At 59.4% G+C, this 16,142-nt stretch carries 16 protein-coding genes; 14 read left to right on the top strand and 2 right to left on the bottom strand.

Annotated elements, in window-relative coordinates:
- Positions 1–26 precede the first annotated feature (26 nt).
- From ACIX9_RS11785 to ACIX9_RS11755, 6 genes are all read left to right on the top strand, one after another.
- On the top strand, positions 27–293 hold the full coding sequence (locus ACIX9_RS11785) for a type II toxin-antitoxin system ParD family antitoxin (RefSeq protein WP_013580716.1): 267 nt from the start codon (positions 27–29) through the stop codon (positions 291–293).
- Positions 290–592 (top strand): type II toxin-antitoxin system RelE/ParE family toxin, encoded by a 303-nt coding sequence (locus ACIX9_RS11780; protein WP_013580715.1) that lies wholly within the window; start codon positions 290–292, stop codon positions 590–592. Before ACIX9_RS11785 ends, ACIX9_RS11780 begins: the two co-directional genes overlap by 4 nt.
- A 212-nt stretch (positions 593–804) precedes the next feature.
- Positions 805–2,403, top strand: a complete 1,599-nt coding sequence (locus ACIX9_RS11775; protein WP_013580714.1) for a B12-binding domain-containing radical SAM protein — start codon at positions 805–807, stop codon at positions 2,401–2,403.
- Positions 2,404–2,656: 253 nt separating this feature from the next.
- Positions 2,657–3,202 (top strand): glutathione peroxidase, encoded by a 546-nt coding sequence (locus ACIX9_RS11770; protein ID WP_013580713.1) that lies wholly within the window; start codon positions 2,657–2,659, stop codon positions 3,200–3,202.
- 1,526 nt (positions 3,203–4,728) lie between these two features.
- Positions 4,729–5,601 carry a glycine betaine ABC transporter substrate-binding protein gene (locus tag ACIX9_RS11760; RefSeq protein WP_013580710.1) on the top strand — a complete coding sequence of 291 codons (873 nt, stop codon included), beginning with the start codon at positions 4,729–4,731 and terminating at the stop codon, positions 5,599–5,601.
- Between the two features lie 139 nt (positions 5,602–5,740).
- Positions 5,741–6,229 (top strand): DinB family protein, encoded by a 489-nt coding sequence (locus ACIX9_RS11755; protein ID WP_013580709.1) that lies wholly within the window; start codon positions 5,741–5,743, stop codon positions 6,227–6,229.
- Positions 6,230–6,318: 89 nt separating this feature from the next.
- Here ACIX9_RS11755 and ribA read toward each other — a convergent pair whose 3' ends face one another.
- The gene (gene ribA, locus ACIX9_RS11750) at positions 6,319–6,957 is read right to left on the bottom strand and encodes a GTP cyclohydrolase II (protein ID WP_013580708.1); all 639 of its coding nucleotides are present in this window, start codon (positions 6,955–6,957) and stop codon (positions 6,319–6,321) included.
- Between the two features lie 43 nt (positions 6,958–7,000).
- On the opposite strand from ribA, the gene ACIX9_RS11745 reads away from it, so the two are divergent.
- The 5 genes from ACIX9_RS11745 to ACIX9_RS11725 all read left to right on the top strand — a co-directional run bounded on the left by ACIX9_RS11745 (position 7,001) and on the right by ACIX9_RS11725 (position 12,884).
- Entirely contained in the window at positions 7,001–8,368 is a 1,368-nt protein-coding gene (locus tag ACIX9_RS11745; protein WP_013580707.1) for a sensor histidine kinase, read from the top strand.
- Positions 8,369–8,386: 18 nt separating this feature from the next.
- Positions 8,387–9,709, top strand: a complete 1,323-nt coding sequence (miaB, locus tag ACIX9_RS11740; protein WP_013580706.1) for a tRNA (N6-isopentenyl adenosine(37)-C2)-methylthiotransferase MiaB — start codon at positions 8,387–8,389, stop codon at positions 9,707–9,709.
- Positions 9,709–10,227: a bifunctional nuclease family protein gene (locus ACIX9_RS11735; protein ID WP_013580705.1), complete on the top strand. Its 519-nt coding sequence runs from the start codon at positions 9,709–9,711 to the stop codon at positions 10,225–10,227. The genes miaB and ACIX9_RS11735 overlap by 1 nt, the downstream gene beginning before the upstream one ends.
- Before the next feature lie 24 nt (positions 10,228–10,251).
- Positions 10,252–11,550 (top strand): 3-phosphoshikimate 1-carboxyvinyltransferase, encoded by a 1,299-nt coding sequence (gene aroA / locus ACIX9_RS11730; RefSeq protein ID WP_013580704.1) that lies wholly within the window; start codon positions 10,252–10,254, stop codon positions 11,548–11,550.
- Between the two features lie 377 nt (positions 11,551–11,927).
- Positions 11,928–12,884: a hypothetical protein gene (locus ACIX9_RS11725; RefSeq protein ID WP_013580703.1), complete on the top strand. Its 957-nt coding sequence runs from the start codon at positions 11,928–11,930 to the stop codon at positions 12,882–12,884.
- A 582-nt stretch (positions 12,885–13,466) separates the two neighbouring features.
- On the opposite strand, the gene ACIX9_RS11720 is transcribed toward ACIX9_RS11725, so the two are convergent.
- The gene (locus tag ACIX9_RS11720) at positions 13,467–13,868 is read right to left on the bottom strand and encodes a response regulator (protein ID WP_013580702.1); all 402 of its coding nucleotides are present in this window, start codon (positions 13,866–13,868) and stop codon (positions 13,467–13,469) included.
- Between the two features lie 143 nt (positions 13,869–14,011).
- Between ACIX9_RS11720 and ACIX9_RS11715 the strand changes: the two genes are divergently transcribed.
- Genes ACIX9_RS11715 through ACIX9_RS11705 form a run of 3 tightly spaced genes read left to right on the top strand, consistent with a single transcriptional unit; the run spans position 14,012 to position 16,142 of the window.
- Positions 14,012–14,767, top strand: a complete 756-nt coding sequence (locus ACIX9_RS11715) for a flagellar hook-basal body protein (RefSeq protein ID WP_013580701.1) — start codon at positions 14,012–14,014, stop codon at positions 14,765–14,767.
- Between the two features lie 40 nt (positions 14,768–14,807).
- The gene (gene flgG, locus ACIX9_RS11710; RefSeq protein WP_013580700.1) at positions 14,808–15,596 is read left to right on the top strand and encodes a flagellar basal-body rod protein FlgG; all 789 of its coding nucleotides are present in this window, start codon (positions 14,808–14,810) and stop codon (positions 15,594–15,596) included.
- A gap of 42 nt (positions 15,597–15,638) precedes the next feature.
- Entirely contained in the window at positions 15,639–16,142 is a 504-nt protein-coding gene (locus tag ACIX9_RS11705; protein WP_013580699.1) for a hypothetical protein, read from the top strand.

Genomic DNA, 16,142 nt, shown 5'->3' with positions numbered 1-16,142 from the left:
CCTTGATAGGAGTGTGAGGACCGCCAATGAACGTCTCTCTTACCCCTGAACTGGACGAATTCGTAGGAGCGAAGGTGGCTTCAGGCCGATATACCTCGGCAAGCGAAGTCGTTCGCGAAGCATTACGGCTTCTTGAGGAGCGTGACCTGGAGCGGAGTTCTCAACTTGCCGCCTTCAATCAGGAACTGAAGCAGCGGTTACAGTCACTCGAACGCGGTGAGTTCGTCGAAATGCACGAGGTCCGAGCACGCCTTGAACAAAAGTCTCAGGAGCGCAGGCGCAAACAAGCATGAGCCGCTACGTCCTCGGAGGTCAGGTTGAATTCGATATGGATGAGATCTGGGAATACATCGCAAAAGATAGCCTCGATGCGGCCGATCGCGTATTGGTGACGTTCTACGAAGCTATGGATGCTTTGACACTGGACCCGGGGGCAGGGCACACGCGTAGAGATCTCACGGCCTTACCGATTCTCTTCTGGCCTGTGGGTTCCTATTTGATTCTTTATAAGAAGGGGCTGGCTCTGATACAGATTGTCGCGGTCGTACACGCTGCCCGCGATATCCCTTCATTCCTGAAGGGGCGTTCTTGAGGGAGACTAGACGCTAAATTTCGGCCCCGTCAAAATCCCACTCCCTGATCCTCCAAAAACGCCCTGATTCAACAATCTTCTGTATCATCACCAACATACGCCGAAGGGAATCTTCCCGGTCGGCACGCTCATGAAGCCGCAGCTTCTGATCTGAGCGCCTGCAACCCACACTCTGCAGAACCACCGCACTCGCACGTTGAGAGGCTGGCCTGATGAGTGTTCATCTCATTAATCCAAGCGATAACTCGTTCGGAACCGCAGTCATTACCCCCCGTTGGCTCTTCGTCCTCGCCGCGGCAACTCCCTCATCCGTAGGCGACCCAATTCTGGTCGACGAGTCCATCGAGCAGGTTGTGCCTGAGTCCATCGCGCCTGGCGATATAGTCGGCATCAGCGTTCACACCGGCAACGCCCTCCGCGGCTACGCCGTAGGCCGCATGGCCCGCGAGCGCGGCGCTACCGTCATCTACGGCGGCATCCACGCCACCCTCTTCCCGGAAGAGTGCTTCGAGCGCGGACAGGCCCACTCCGTCGTCAAAGGCGACGGCGACGTCGCCTGGGGCATGGCCGTCAACGACAGCCTCAACGGCACCCTCCAGCACATCTACGACGGCGGCCGCATCGAAGGCAACCAGTTCCTCGCCGCGCGCTGGGACCTCATGCGCACGGACAAGTACATGTGGGCGTCCGTTCAGACCATCCGAGGCTGCCCCAAGCACTGCTCCTTCTGCAGCGTCTGGCGCACCGACGGTCAGAAGCCCCGTCAGCGCCAGTTCCAATCCGTCATCGACGAGATCGTCAACCTGCGCCGCATCGGCTTTCGCTTCATCGCACTTGCTGACGACAACTTCTACCCCGTCACCTTGACTGACCTCCGCCTCGCGCGCGAGCAGGGCAACCAGGCCAAGCTCGACGAACTCATCGCCATCCGCTCGGAGCGCTTCCAACTCATGGAAGAGCTCTCCAAGCTTCCCAAGGACATGGTCTTCTTCACCCAGATCACCATGGAAGCCGGGGAAGATGGCGACTACCTCGACGCCATGCGCCGCGCCAACATCAAGGGAGCCCTTGTCGGCGTGGAAGCCGTCACACCGGAAGGCCTCAAGGCCGTCTTCAAGGACTTCAACTACTCCGGCGAGGCTCTCGCCAAGCAGCTTCAGACGTTCAAGAAGCACGGCGTCCACGTCCTCGGCTCGTTCATCTTCGGCCTGCCGACGGACAAGCCCGCCACCTTCGATGCCACCGTCGAGATGGCCCTCAAGGCCGGCGTCACCTTCGCCCAGTTCGTCATGATGACCCCGTTCCCCGGCACCGTGGACTTCGGCCGCTGGGAGAAGGAGCAGGCGCTCAACCCTACGCTGGTCGGCGACATCCCGATCACCCGCTACTGGCTCATCCCCACCGAGATCCGCCCCAAAATGTTCACCCCGCACCCCAGCATGAGTTCGGGTGAGATCAGCGAGCGCACCCAGAAGGTCTGGGACCGCTTCTACGACTGGGGCGCCATCTGGGAGCGTTCTTCCTGCACCCCAAACCTGAAGTCCCGGCTCGCCTTCATCCTGCTCTCGAAGCTCTATCGCCAGATGTACGCCGGCACGGGTATTTCGACCGACAGCGCACGCCGCAAGAAGTCGAAGAAGGCAGCCCGCTGGACCGCCGCCCAGACCCGCAAGATCTTCCAGGCCAAACCCATGCCGGAGCTCCAGGCCCCAGCCTGGGAGCTGGCCTTCAAATCTCCACTCTCAACCCGCCCCGCGTTCCTCCGCCAAGCAGTTGCCGAGACCGGTCCGTTCGCCATCTTAAGCGAGTAGCTTAGCTTACAAACGCAAGCCCTAAACACCCCCTGTGGTACAGCAGGGGGTGTTCTTCGTCTGGACAGCCACCTGGAAGTCCAGGGAGTGTCCTGATCTGGATATTGAAATGAGGACACTACCGGGCGCTTCGGTCCGGCTCACGGTTGTAGAAAGTAAACAGTAGCGGACCTTGCTCGCTTATATCTTCTCTAACGCGGCGACGACTGCCGCCCAGTTAGACTGGGCATAGAACGAATTTCTGGAGTCGCCCGTGCGAAAGTTCTACGTGATGCTGATGTTGTTGTTGCTCAACGGCTTGGCCGTAGCCGATGCCGGCGCGCCCGTCTATAACTTCAAACTGAACACCATCGAAGGTGAACCCACGACGTTAGGTGCCTATAAGGGCAAGGTCCTGCTCGTGGTCAACGTCGCCAGCGCCTGCGGATTCACCCCGCAGTACACCGCGCTTGAGACCGTCTACGAGAAGTACAAGAATAAGGGCCTGGTAATCGTCGGTGTGCCGGCGAACAACTTCGCCAACCAGGAGTCCGGCACCAATGCAGAGATCCGAGAGTTCTGCAGCGGCAAGTTCCACGTGAAGTTTCCAATGATGGCGAAGGTTTCGGTCAAGGGCGACGATAAGACTCCGCTCTATCAATACCTCACCACGGCGCCAAACATTGGCGGTGAGATCAAGTGGAACTTCACCAAGTTCCTCATCGCGCGCAACGGACAGCCGATCGCTCGCTTTGAGCCGGCCGTGACACCGGATTCACCACAGGTCATCTCGGCCATCGAGTCCGCGCTGAAGCCCTAGTCGCTGCTATGCATGAAAGCCCGTTCTGTAAGAGCGGGCTTCTTCAAACGTCTGTGCGTTGTTTTCGCTTCTAGGAACGCTCGTCAAAGTATCTCGCGCATCTGTGGGAGCTACGCCTGACAAGTTAAGAGGATGGCTATAGAGTGATTGGACTGGACAGGAATACCGATCCTCATCGTTAGCTTTGTGAGAACAATCAACGCGTTGGGTTCCTGAAAGTCGAATTGTCCTCAATCTCAGCCTGCCCAACCACAATTCGGGCCGAAGTTGGCGATAACGCCGTTTTCAAGGCACATCGATGTAGCCTACAGAAATGGTCGTTTCAGTGAGTACCGACTTGATCCCTGAGCGTAACGTTGTCGGCGATGCCATATTCTGTGAAGACCATGACGTCACCTCAGGACCTTGCGAATGGACTGTCAGCAATCCTCCCTAATGTTAAGTGCGGCGCTCTCCGGTTTTGGGGTGCTTGGTTCGGTCGCCCATACGACAACGGCCATCGGTTGGTAGAGTGTCACGGGAGTGAAGACTGTCTGCGCCTCGAGTTCAACGAGGGAGAGGTCCTGGCCGTGTGGAATCCCTCAGATGTACAAATCACTGAAACAAGCTTCCGCATTGGGTGTGCCACGGCTCTACGGTGGACCTGGTTCTACTATGGTCGTCCAAAAACGCCGGAAAATCTTTACTACCTTGACTATGCGCAACAGGATGGAGGAATCGTCTTTCGCACTAATTGGGATACGATTCCTGGGAACGGCTGGCTAGAAAAAGATGCCAGTTCTTATCCAGCCGTGGAGATGCCGGACCCGCTCTGATTTCACCCACGACAACTCCGGTAGTCAGGGGTAGTTTCCGATATCGCCGTTTTCAAGGCGCGACCAGCTACCTAGCTAACAGCCGCTCGAAAATGCAAGGCTTCCGTCATCGGAGTGGTGACGTCTTTAGTTCTTCAAGCTCGGGGATGCGGAGAACCCACTCCCAAAAAGCGTTATCCAGGTCAAAGTCATTCTTTGGGATCTTGAGAGACTGGGTCTCGCCATGGCTAGTAGGAATGAGTTCCAGGTAAGGGACATTGATGCCACCTTCAGGACCGTCCTGGTACTCCTCATATTCGCGACGATAACGGATTTGATTCAAGTGCATAGAGTGGCTGCGGAAGACGCTCCCGTAGCGGATGGAGTCCTCGGCTAGCACAACACGGGCCGTCAAAGTCTGGGCCGCGAAGCCCGCGCCTGCGAGCATTAGCACTATCGCGATTGCGAGATCGAGCCATGTGTTTGCCCCAGTTGAGACCCCTCTCCATGCGCTAAAGCCGAAGAATAATGAAAGCGCTAGGAAGACAAAACAGAAGACCCTCAATGAGTTTTTAGGCCGGTAAACGCGTCTCAATTTTTAGTCCTCAGCGGTGAGAAAAGGATACAGCCACGCACAGGCTCTCCCCACGGCAGTTCCTGGTTTTGGTAACGCCCGCGAAGTCGGGTTTTCGGAAACGCCAAACCAGGCTCCCCTGCATTACCCTCATCCCAGTGCCACTCAAACTCTTCCTCCCCGCACTCCTCCTCCTCACCGCCTGCGCCCCGCCACGCTCCTCCCGCATCACCATCGGAGCCAAGAACTTCACCGAGCAAGTCGTCCTCGGCGAACTCCTCGCCCAGCAGATTGAAGCCGAGACTCACCAGAAGGTCGACCGCCGCTTCTACCTCGCCGGCTCCTACCTCTGCCATCAGGCCCTCGTCTCCGGCCGCATCGACGCCTATCCCGAGTACACCGGCACCGCCCTCACCGCCATCCTCAAACAACCCCTCGACCGCGACCCCGCCCGAGTCGACGAAACCATCACCCGCCTCTACGAAGACCGTTTCCACATCAAGGTAGAGCCGTCCCTTGGCTTCAACGACACCTTCGCCATGGTCGTCCGCGGAGCGGACGCCGAGAAGCACCACTGGAAGACCATCTCGGACGTGCTCCCCGTCGCCAGCACCCTGCGCCTCGGCGTAGGCTACGAGTTCCAGGCCCGCCCCGATGGCCTCGACGGCCTCCAGTCCACCTACGGCCTCCACTTCGGCGCACGCCCCCGCGTCATGGATCTCGGCCTCCTCTACCGCTCCCTCGCCTCCAACCAGGTCGATATCGTCGCAGGCAACTCCACCGACGGCCCTATCAAGGCGCTCGGCTTCCGCATCCTTGAAGACGACCGTCACTACTTCCCACCCTATGAAGCAGTCCCGTTAGTCCGCGAAGACTCCCTCGCCGCCCACCCCGAGATCCAGACCGCCATGAACAAGCTAGCCGGCAAGATCACCGCCGAGCAGATGCAGCAGATGAACGATCAAGTCGACGGCAAACACCAGGACGTAGCCGAAGTAGTCCGCCACTTCCGCCAGACCCACAGCCTCTAATTCCCGCCGGAGCCGTCATTCTGAGCGAAGCTCAGAACCTCAGTATTTGCATTTGTATTTGCCGTTGCTTTCACTGACAACTCAAAACTGTACAAGACAAGCCGTTGCCTGTTCCTGGAGCCGACACTAAACTCAACCCATGCCCGAACCCTGGCTCCGCGGAACCCTCACCGAAATCGACGCCGTCCCCCGTCAGATCCTCCACGCCCTCGAACTAGCGGCAGAGGACTGCACCCGCTGGTGCGACGACCTCACCGAACCCGAACTGAACGCCCGTCCCTACGGTCTGCCATCGGTTGCCTTCCACATGCGCCACATAGCCCGCTCGCTCGACCGCCTGCTCACCTACGCCGACGACCGTTGGCTCGACGAAGACCAGCTCGCCGCCCTGGACACGGAGCACGACCCAATCACCCGCGAGCCACTCTTTCAGGAGTTCACTCTGGGCCTCTCAGAGGCCGCACAGCGCGTTCGCGCCTTCAATCCGGATCGTTACGACCAGAAGCGCTCGGTAGGCCGCAATCGCCTCCCCAGCACCTTGGGAGGCCTCCTCGTCCACTGCGCCGAGCACACCCAGCGCCACGTCGGCCAGATGGTCACCACCGCAAAGCTGGCAGTCGCCCCCTGAGGCTCCCACAGGCATCCTGAAAGCCGCCAGCGAATGTCACCAAATTCGTGGTGAGTATGTGGTGATTTGTGGTGCAGTCCGACCACAAATTAACCGACCAGATGACCCATCTTTTCGCGCTTGGTTTGCAGGTAGAACTCGTTCGTCGGCTCGGAAGGAACATCCGCAGAAATTCGCTCAATGACCTTAATTCCACCGACTTCGAGCGCCTCAACCTTCTCCGGGTTGTTCGTCATCAGCCGCACCGCGCGCACCCCGAGCAGCTTCAGAATCTCGGCGTGCAGCTCAAAGTGCCTGCAATCAGCCTCATAGCCCAACTCCAGGTTTGCCTCGATCGTATCCCGCCCCTGGTCCTGCAGCGCATAAGCCTGCAGCTTTGCCATCAGTCCGATCCCGCGCCCTTCCTGGTTCTCGTAAAGCAGGATTCCAGCACCTTCCTGGGCAATCCGAGCCAGAGCCAACTCCAGTTGCTGCCTGCAATCGCATCGCAAGGAATGAAACACATCACCCGTAAGGCATTGAGAATGAATGCGAACCACCGGAGGAGCAGCCAGAATATCGCCCATCACCAGCGCCACAGCCGACTCAATTCTTACCAAAGGAGCCGGAATCGCATCGTTGCAAGGCTCAGGATTCTCTACATTTCCTTCAAATCCATAGATTCGAAAATGGCCCCAGCGGGTGGGAAAATCAGCCTCGGCAAGCTGTCGTACGGATAGAAACGGCATACCTGGATTATACGAGTTACGGGGGTAAAGGTAGAGTAGTGCTGTGAAACCTGTCTCGACCAGCCTCATTCTAATCACGTTATTGGTAGAGCTGGGCGTAGCCGCCGCAGTTTCTTCCTCCCTGGCACGCTCCAAAACCTTTAGGAATCTGTTACTTACAACCCATCGCACGATCCGTCAGACCGCCCAACTAGTAACCATCTTCTCCGTCCCCCTGATCCTCGGTGTATGGATTCGGGTGCGGGTTCCCAACTTTCTGGCAGCCGATATCTCCTTCGAAGCGACCATCCTGCTCGGCGTTCTGGTCGGCCCACTGGCTGCGACGGTGGGCGGCGCGGCATTGGCGGTGCCGGCGCTACTCCACGGAGAGTTCTGGGCTCTTCCTGTAAACGTCGCGATTGCAGCAGTTGCGGGCAGCTATAAGCGTTTTGCGGAGTCGGAAGACGTCTGGTCCTTCTCCCCGCTCATTGACCTCAGCATTTATCGATGGATCACTCGCAACCTGAAACGGCCTCATCTCGATCGCCAAATTCTGCTCCTGATGCTCATCACCGCAATGGAATTCTGCACCAGCGAACTCTCCCGGTTCTACCCGCAACGGTTCTTCGAACTCCACTCCAGTTCATGGCTGGTAGAGCTGGCGATCTGCTTCTGCGCACCCGTGGTTGTGGGGATTCCGCTGAAGATCTGGAATCAAATTCGCATCGAACGCAAGCTTGAAGAGCAGTCGAGGCTCTTGCTGGAAGCTCGTCTGGATGCCCTGCAACGACAGATTAACCCGCACTTTCTCTTCAACACCTTGAACTCCATCACCTCGCTCGTCCGGTCCCAGCCGGAGCTAGCACGCGAGATGATCGTCAAGCTGGCCAACATCCTGCGCATTCTGCTCAAGGATCGGGAAGCCTTCGTGCCCTTCGCTGAAGAGCTCGCTTTCACGGACGATTATCTCGATATCGAAGTCGTGCGCTTCGGAGAAAAGTTGCGGGTGGTGAAGGAGATTGCCCCGGACACCCTGGGGGTCGTGGTACCGAGCATGCTGCTGCAACCGCTGCTTGAGAACTCGATCAAGCACGGGTTGGAGCCTCGGATCGAGGGGGGTACGGTCACCCTGCGGAGCCGGATCACCGACGATGGCAGGTTGTTGGTGGAGGTGGAGGACGATGGGGTGGGGATGGCGCCGGAGCGGCGGGTGGCGGGGGAGTTGCGGACGTCCGGGACGGGAATCGGGATGCGGAACGTGAAGGAGAGGATGGAGGTTCTGTATGGGACTTCGGCGCATGTGGAGATTGAAAGCCGGCCGGGAAGGGGGACCAAGGTCAGCTTGTTGATGCCGGTGCTGGAGGGTGGCGCGGGTGGGTGGGAGATGGTTCGGGAGGCCGTGGGGAATGCGCTCAAGGGCATTGGGCGTTAGCGGCGATATACTAACAGTGTGAGCAAGACGTTCTATATCGAGACCTTTGGCTGCCAGATGAATGCGCACGACTCCGAAAAGGTGGTCGGCACGCTGGAGCAGCAGGGCTATGCCCAGGTGCAGGACGAGGCCGAGGCCGGCCTGATTCTGTACAACACCTGTTCGATCCGCGACAAGGCGGAGCAGAAGGTCTTCCATCGGCTGAACGAGTACAAGAAGATGCAAGGCGAAGGCAAGCGCTTCGCGGTGATCGGCTGCGTGGCCCAGCAGGAGGGCGAGAAGATCTTCGATCGTGCTCCTTACGTGTCCATCGTCGCTGGTTCGGCTTCGTACCGTAACCTGCCGGGGATGCTGGAGCGGCTGGAGCGCGGCGACCAACGCATCACCGGTCTCGACGACAAGAAGACGACCGAGACCTTCGAGACGCCGTTCGTGGCGCGCACCAATCAGCATCGCGGCTACATCACGATCATCGAAGGCTGCGACAAGTTCTGCGCGTACTGCGTGGTGCCGTACACGCGCGGTAACGAGCGCAGCCGGAGCGCCGCTTCCGTGATGGAAGAGGCTCGGCGCATGGCCGACTCCGGCTACACGGAGATTCAACTGCTTGGGCAGAACGTCAACTCGTACCGCGATCCTTCCGGCGCGAAGAGCTTTGCCGAACTGCTTCATGCGGTCGGGACCATCCCCGGCATTCGCCGGGTGCGGTTCACCACCTCGCATCCGCGCGACTTCACACGGGATATCGTCGAGGTCATCGACGCGACGCCTACGCTTTGCGACCATGTTCATCTGCCGGTGCAGAGCGGCTCGACCCGCATCCTGGCGGCGATGGCGCGGGAGTACACGCGCGAGTGGTATCTGGAGCGCATCGCCTGGATGAAGGCTGCCAAGCGCGATATCTCCATGACCTCTGACATCATCGTCGGCTTTCCCGGCGAGACGGATGAGGATCTCGAAGACACCGCGACGCTGCTCGATGCGGTCGGCTATGATGCTATCTTTGCGTTCAAGTACTCACCCCGGCCGAATACTCCGTCGGTGTCGATGGCCGACTCGCTTTCGGACGAGGTCAAGGCGGCTCGGTTGCAGATCCTGCTCGACCGTCAGCGCGAGATACAACGCATCAACTACCAGCGCCATATCGGGCAGGTGGTTGAGGTGATGGTTGAGGGACATAATCGCCAACGCAACCAGGTTGTGGGACGGACTTCCCAGAACAAGACGTTGAATTTTACGACCGCCCAGCCGATCATGCCGGCGCTGGGGAGCTACCAGATGGTGCGGATCACACAGGCCTTTCCGAACAGCCTCCTGGGTGAGGCGCAGGCGGCTCTCTAATGGCGATTGACCCTATCGATGATCAGGATCTCGACATCGAGGTGCAGATTCGCGGGCTGATGCTGGACCCGGTGACGAACATGCCGATCGTCGTGCTGAAGGACGTTGCGAGCGATCTGGTGCTGCCGATCTGGGTAGGCGTCTTCGAGGCCAACGCGATTGCGTTGGAGCTGGAGAAGACGGCGACACCCCGGCCGATGACGCATGACCTGCTGCGTAACATGGCTCGCGGGCTCAATGCGACCGTGCATAAGGTGGTGGTGTCCGATCTGCGGGACGACACCTTCTACGCCACGATCTGGCTGATGCAGGGCGAGGAAGAGGTCACGATCGACGCTCGACCATCCGATGCGATTGCGCTGGCCCTGCGCTGGGACTGCCCGATCTACGTCAGCCAGAGCGTGCTGGGCCGGACGCGGCAGGCGGCGACGGAGGCGGGAGCCAATGCCAACGCGGATGAACTGCGGCGGTGGCTCGAGAACCTGAACGAAGACGATACCGGCCAGTACAAGATGTAGCGGGAACGCTGTAACCTAGAACGAATGTCTACAGAGATCATTCATCCTGCTCGCTCGCTCCAAGGCTCGCTTGTTCTGCCTGGCGATAAGTCTATTTCTCACCGTTACGCGATGCTGGCCGGTCTGGCCGAAGGCACCACCAAACTCTCCAACTTTTCTACCGGGGCGGACCCGCACAGCTCGCTGGGCTGCATGGCTGCGCTGGGTGCGGAGGTCAAGGACTTGGGCACGCACATTGAGGTTACCGGGGTCGGCGGAAGCTTCCGGCAGCCTACCGGCGACCTCGACTGCGGCAACTCCGGGTCCACGATGCGGATGCTCTCCGGGCTGATTGCCTCCCATCCGCATACGTTTACGCTGATCGGCGACCACTCCCTGACGGTGCGACCGATGGAGCGTATCCGCAAGCCGCTGGAGCAGATGGGCGCACGGATCGCGCTGGTGGACGGACATGCTCCGATCACGATCAACGGAGGGCCGTTGAAGGCGATCGACTTCGATACGCCGATCCCGTCCGCCCAGGTGAAGACGGCGGTGCTGTTTGCCGGGCTTCAGGCGGAGGGAACGACCTCGCTGTCCGAGGCGATCACGACGCGCGACCACACCGAACATGCGTTGCGGGCGTTTGGCGCGAAGCTGACGCGGGAGACGGGTGAGCGTCCTCGGCTGGTGATTGCCGGCGGCCAGAAGCTGAAGGCGATTGAGGCTACGGTGCCGGGCGATCTGTCTTCGGCTGCCTTCTTCCTTTGTGCTGCGTTGTTGTTTCCGGACTCCAATCTGATTCTCGACTCGCTGGGCATGAATCCGACGCGATCCGCGCTTTTGGACGTGGTGGCGGCCCTGGGGGCGAAGATCAAGGTGCTGAACGTCGAGGAGCAGCATGGGGAACTGATCGGGACGATCCAGGTGAATGCGGCTCCGGCGCTGAGCCGGGGGCCGATGGAGATCAGCGGCGCGTTGACGGCGCAACTGATTGACGAACTACCGGTGCTGGCAGCGATTGCGCCCTACACTCGGCACGGCATGATCATCCGCGACGCGAAGGAGCTGCGCGTGAAGGAGTCGGATCGGATCGACCTCGTGGCACGGAACCTGCGGGCGATGGGTGCGACCCTGACCGAGCACGAGGACGGCATGGAGATCCCGGGCGGGCAGACGCTGCATGGTGCGCAGATCGATTCCGGGAGCGACCACCGGATTGCGATGGCGTTCTCGATTGCCGGGCTGCGGGCTACGTCCGCGACCGAGATCAACGGGGCGGAGGCTGCGGCGATCTCGTTTCCGGAGTTCTTTACGCACCTGCGGAACCTTTGTCCGCAGTGATTCTTTTGCAGGGAGAGGGTACCCCCCTCTCCCCCCTGTTTGGTTCAAAGTCTTCAAAGGAAATGACTTAGGTCTGGACATCCAAACAGTGGCTAGTGATTGGTGGTTAGTGATTAGTAACTACAGGAACTGGCAACGGCAGCGACAGAAGCAGATCCCCTTCGGGGATGACAACCAATCGGGGACCTTCGAAGATTCCGTGGATGGCCTGCTGCCGATGGACATGACCTCCGTTCAGATGAATCCTGTGCGAGGATTGCAACGTTCTTAGGTTGTCCTCGTCCAACCGGGTAATAAGTCTTGCAGTATTACCAAGATCACGGAAGAATATAACGGCTGACGGTTTTTCAACCGATAGGGCCATTGGGAGCTTTACCTTGAACCTCTTCAAACGACAGAAACTGAGCCTTGCGCTGGCGGCCTTCACGCTGGTAACCCCTTTCTTCGCTGCACAGGCGGCTGAACTTTCGAACGACGGTAAGGCTGCGATTCCGCATGACGTGCAGCAGGTGATCGTGGTGGACTACCGGGCGATGCAGAACTCGCCCGCGGCGATGAGCCTGAAGGACCGCGTGTTGCCGCCGGAGTTGAAGCGCCTGGAGACGGCGCTGAAGACCTCCGGGCTGAAGGTGGATCAGGACGCCGAGATTCTGGCGTTTGCTTCGTTCCGCGCCGGTGAGGGCACTCGGATCGTCGGAATCGCGCAGGGTCAGTTCCATACCGGAGCGATCATGGCGAACTTCACGAAGAACAAGACCAAGGCGACTGCGCTGCGCAACAATCAGATCTATCCGCTGGGCTCGGGCGGGATGAGCGTCTGCTTCCTGAACCAGACGACGATGGTGTTCGGCGATAAAGAGGCGCTGAAGGCTGCGCTGGATGCCCGGGACGGCGTTACGGCGAACTTCCTGACGAACACCGATATGGTGAACGAGATGGCGTCCGTCGACACCAAGGCGGTATGGAGCCTGCTGGACCAGAAGGGCACCCAGACGATGATGAAGGGGGTGCTGGGCGAAGCGTCACAGCTTGCCGACTACGACACCGTCAAGAACCGGATGAAGAGCGCTCACTACGCGATGGACTTTGCGAACGGCGTGAAGTTCGACATGGCGGTGGTGATGTCCGACACGATTACGGCGGCGACGATTGCGACCCTGATGAAGGGTGTGGCGATCATGAAGAAGAATAACGGCAGCCCGATGGAGAAGACGGCGCTGGATTCGACGATCATCGATTCCAACAGCGGGACGCTGACGGTGGATTATTCTTCTTCGGATAGCCAGTTTGCTAGTTTGTTGACGTCACCTTTGTTTCAGTCTGTTGTGAAGTAGATTTCTGGTGTTAAACGGAAGCGGCTCCCCTGATGGGGAGCCGCTTTTTTGTGTCTGCTTTAATTGTACGCGTTTGAATGGGGTAAATACGCCAACTATTTTTTGGGAGTAAGTCTTTGTTTTTGTTTGGGTTGCGGGAAATTTTGGCGAGCTGGGGGCTTGACATGCGATTTTGCTGGTGTTTTTTGAGGGAATTATTTTTTGGGTGGTGAAGAGCTTGATTGGCGCGGGTTTTGTGAAGGGTGGGTCGCGGGAAAGATTTAGTTGTTGCAGTCAACAGGCCGGAATTATTTGGAAGGCGAGAGACCTTAGGTTGAAGCCTTGTGTGCCTAGAAGCAGGAGCAAAGCAAGAGCAAGAGCCAATACGGAGGTTCTGAGCTTGGCTCAGAATGACGACGTAGAACGAACAACAGCAACAACAGATTCCCACCGGGAATGACGAACCGAGAGGCGGCGGCAATAAGCTGCGTTGTTCCTGAACTGATGGGTGGGGTATGGGTCTCTGGGAAGGTCGGCTTTGCCGATACCCCACCCTGCCGCGATAAAGCCGCGTCGAGGATGGGGCACCCGATGAGGTGACCCTCAGGCGGCGGTGGGTGTGGTGCAGGTGGGGAGCAGGGGGCAGACGCGGGCGCGGATCTGTTCGGCGGTGAAGGGTTTGCAGATGTAGCCCTTGGCTCCGGCTGCGATGGCTCGGTGGACGAGGGCTTCGCTGCCTTCGGTGGTGATCATGACGACAGGGGTGCCAGGGGCGAGAGATTGCTGGTTGCGCTGCTCGAGGAAGTCGAGGCCGCCGAGACCGGGCATGTTGATGTCGGTGAGGATGAGGTCGAGTGGTTCCTGCGTGGGTTCTCGCAGGAGGTCTAATGCTTGCTGGCCGTCGTTGGCCTGGAGGACTGCGGTGATGGGGAGGCCGGATTGGCGGAGGGCTCGCTCGACTACCTTCCGCATGACGGCTGAGTCGTCGACGATGAGAACGCGCACAGGTGCCTCCTGATGGTGTAAGTTGCAGGATTGCTGATGGGGTTATCGGCTGAAGTGACGTGCGCTTTAGGGGTGGACTGTTGTTGGACAGTTCTAACGTGCGACGGCCAAACTTCGGCGCGGCGCGTGCATAAGTCCTGTGCATGGATAGCGGACTGTACGCGGCATATACGGGTTTACTGGCGAGGACGCAGGCGCTGGATACGGCAGCGAACAACCTTGCCAATGCAAGTACGAACGGCTTCCGGGCGCAGCGGGATTCGTTCAGCGGGGTGCTGGCGAGCGGGCTGGCTGCGGGGCAGCAGGGCTCGCAGGTGGGGGTTGGGATCAATAGCTATGGGGTGCTGGGGGGAAGCTCGGCCGATCAGAGTCAGGGGCCGATGGTGACGACCTCCAACCCGCTGGACGTCGCGATCAATGGGACGGGATTCTTTGCGATCAGAACTGCGCATGGGGTTCGGTATACGCGGGATGGTGCGTTTACGTTATCGGCGCAGGGACAGTTGCAGACGGGGGCGGGGGAGCCGGTACTGAATACGGCGATGGCGCCGATCACGCTGCCGAGCGGAGAGGTGCAGATCTCGGGTGACGGGACGGTGGCGGTGCAGACGGCGGCGGGGAGTGGCGTGGTGGGGCAGTTGGGGATCTTTGATTTTGCATCGACGGCGGGGCTGACGCAGGAGGGTGCGAACCGGTTCAAGGCCCCGGATGATGCGGTGCCTACGGCCTCTACGGCGATGGTGAAGCAGGGAGCCGTCGAGGGGGCGAACCAGGACAGCGTTCACGGGACGATGCAGTTGGTGTTGATCCAGAGGCAGGCCGAGATGATGCAGAAGGCGCTGAGCGTGTTCAACGCGGACTTCGATAAGACGGCGACGGAGCAGATTGCACGGGTTTAGTTCGAGCTTCAAGTGAGTTGAAAAGACAAAGGAGAAGGCGATGATTCGAGCACTTTATACGGCAGCGAGCGGGATGAGCGCACAGCAGGCGAACCTGGACACGATTGCGAATAATCTGGCGAACTCGGCTACGGCGGGGTTCAGGAGCAGGCGGGTGCAGTTTGAGGACATGATCTACCAGAACATGATCACACCGGGGTCGCCTGCTACGCAGTCGACCGTGTCTGCGGGGTTGCAGATTGGATTGGGCACGAGGACGTCCGCGACCGAGATTATCCAGGCGCAGGGGGACTTCAACCAGACGCAGAATCCGCTGGATCTTGCGATTCAAGGCGGCGGGTTCTTTCAGATTCAACAGCCGGACGGGACCATCGCTTACACGCGGAATGGGAGCTTCCACCTCAATAACCAGGGGACGATTATTACGACCGAAGGGATGAGCCTGATTCCTTCGATCACGATTCCTTCCAATGCGACGAACGTGACGATCTCGCCCTATGGGGTGGTGTCTGCGACGCTGCCGGGGCAGACTGCGGCGGCGCAGTTGGGGACGCTGCAGCTTGCGAACTTTGCGAATCCGGGTGGGCTGAACTCGGCTGGGAACAGCTTGTTTACGCAGACGACTTCGTCGGGGAATCCGGTGACGGATACGCCGGGTGGGACGTCGGGTGTGGGGACGCTGGAGCAGGGGTATCTGGAGAACTCGAATGTGGATGTGGTGACGGAGTTCGTGCAGATGATCCTGGCGCAGAGGGCGTATGAGAGCAACTCGAAGGTGGTGCATGTGGCGGATGACATGTACCAGCAGATCAACGGGATGATTCGTTAGGGATGGCTTGGTTTGGCTGACTTGTTTCTTTGGAGTTTCGTGATGAAGAGTGTCCTGGTTGGTTTGCTCGTTTGTTCTGCGGGGTCTTGTTTTGGTTCTGAGCTTCCGCGCGGGTGCTTTCGGAGTGTTGCGGAGGCGGTCTCGCAGACTGTTGGAGCCCCGCTTGTTGCGAGTGGGGGATATCGGCTGGCGGATGTAAGGCGGGATGCGCTGCGGAATAAAAGCTGGGCGATGGTGGAGAGCTGTGGGCATCCAGAGCAGCCGGCGATTGCTGTGGAGGTTGCCGGGAGTGTTTTGAAGGGGGAGAGCGCGGCCGGCGTGGCGGTGGGGCCTGTGGTGATGCGGGCCGGGGCTACGGTTCGGCTGGTTCGGCTGGAGGCGAATGTGCGGCTGGAGATGCCTGCGGTGGCACAGATGAATGGGGCGTTGGGGGAGCGGGTTCGGGTGCGGGTGGTGCGGTCTGTCGGGGATTTTGGTGGCGCGGGGTCTGAGGAACAGGTTCTGGTTGGCGTGGTGAGAGGTTCTGACGTTCTGGAGATGGAGTAA

Source organism: Granulicella tundricola MP5ACTX9 (assembly GCF_000178975.2).
In the GTDB taxonomy this organism is placed as follows: Bacteria; Acidobacteriota; Terriglobia; order Terriglobales; family Acidobacteriaceae; genus Edaphobacter; species Edaphobacter tundricola.
The sequence above is the reverse complement of the archived record's forward strand: the minus strand, read 5'-3'. Positions and strand labels throughout refer to the sequence as shown.

Bases quoted from the DNA above. Each gene is read 5' to 3' on its own strand.
- ACIX9_RS11735 (WP_013580705.1), top strand. From the start codon at position 9,709: ATGGCGATTGACCCTATCGATGATCAGGATCTCGACATCGAGGTGCAG.
- aroA (WP_013580704.1), top strand. From the start codon at position 10,252: ATGTCTACAGAGATCATTCATCCTGCTCGCTCGCTCCAAGGCTCGCTT.
- ACIX9_RS11780 (WP_013580715.1), top strand. From the start codon at position 290: ATGAGCCGCTACGTCCTCGGAGGTCAGGTTGAATTCGATATGGATGAG.
- ACIX9_RS11775 (WP_013580714.1), top strand. From the start codon at position 805: ATGAGTGTTCATCTCATTAATCCAAGCGATAACTCGTTCGGAACCGCA.
- ACIX9_RS11715 (WP_013580701.1), top strand. From the start codon at position 14,012: ATGGATAGCGGACTGTACGCGGCATATACGGGTTTACTGGCGAGGACG.
- flgG (WP_013580700.1), top strand. From the start codon at position 14,808: ATGATTCGAGCACTTTATACGGCAGCGAGCGGGATGAGCGCACAGCAG.
- ribA (WP_013580708.1), bottom strand. From the start codon at position 6,957: ATGCCGTTTCTATCCGTACGACAGCTTGCCGAGGCTGATTTTCCCACC.
- ACIX9_RS11705 (WP_013580699.1), top strand. From the start codon at position 15,639: ATGAAGAGTGTCCTGGTTGGTTTGCTCGTTTGTTCTGCGGGGTCTTGT.
- ACIX9_RS11755 (WP_013580709.1), top strand. From the start codon at position 5,741: ATGCCCGAACCCTGGCTCCGCGGAACCCTCACCGAAATCGACGCCGTC.
- ACIX9_RS11785 (WP_013580716.1), top strand. From the start codon at position 27: ATGAACGTCTCTCTTACCCCTGAACTGGACGAATTCGTAGGAGCGAAG.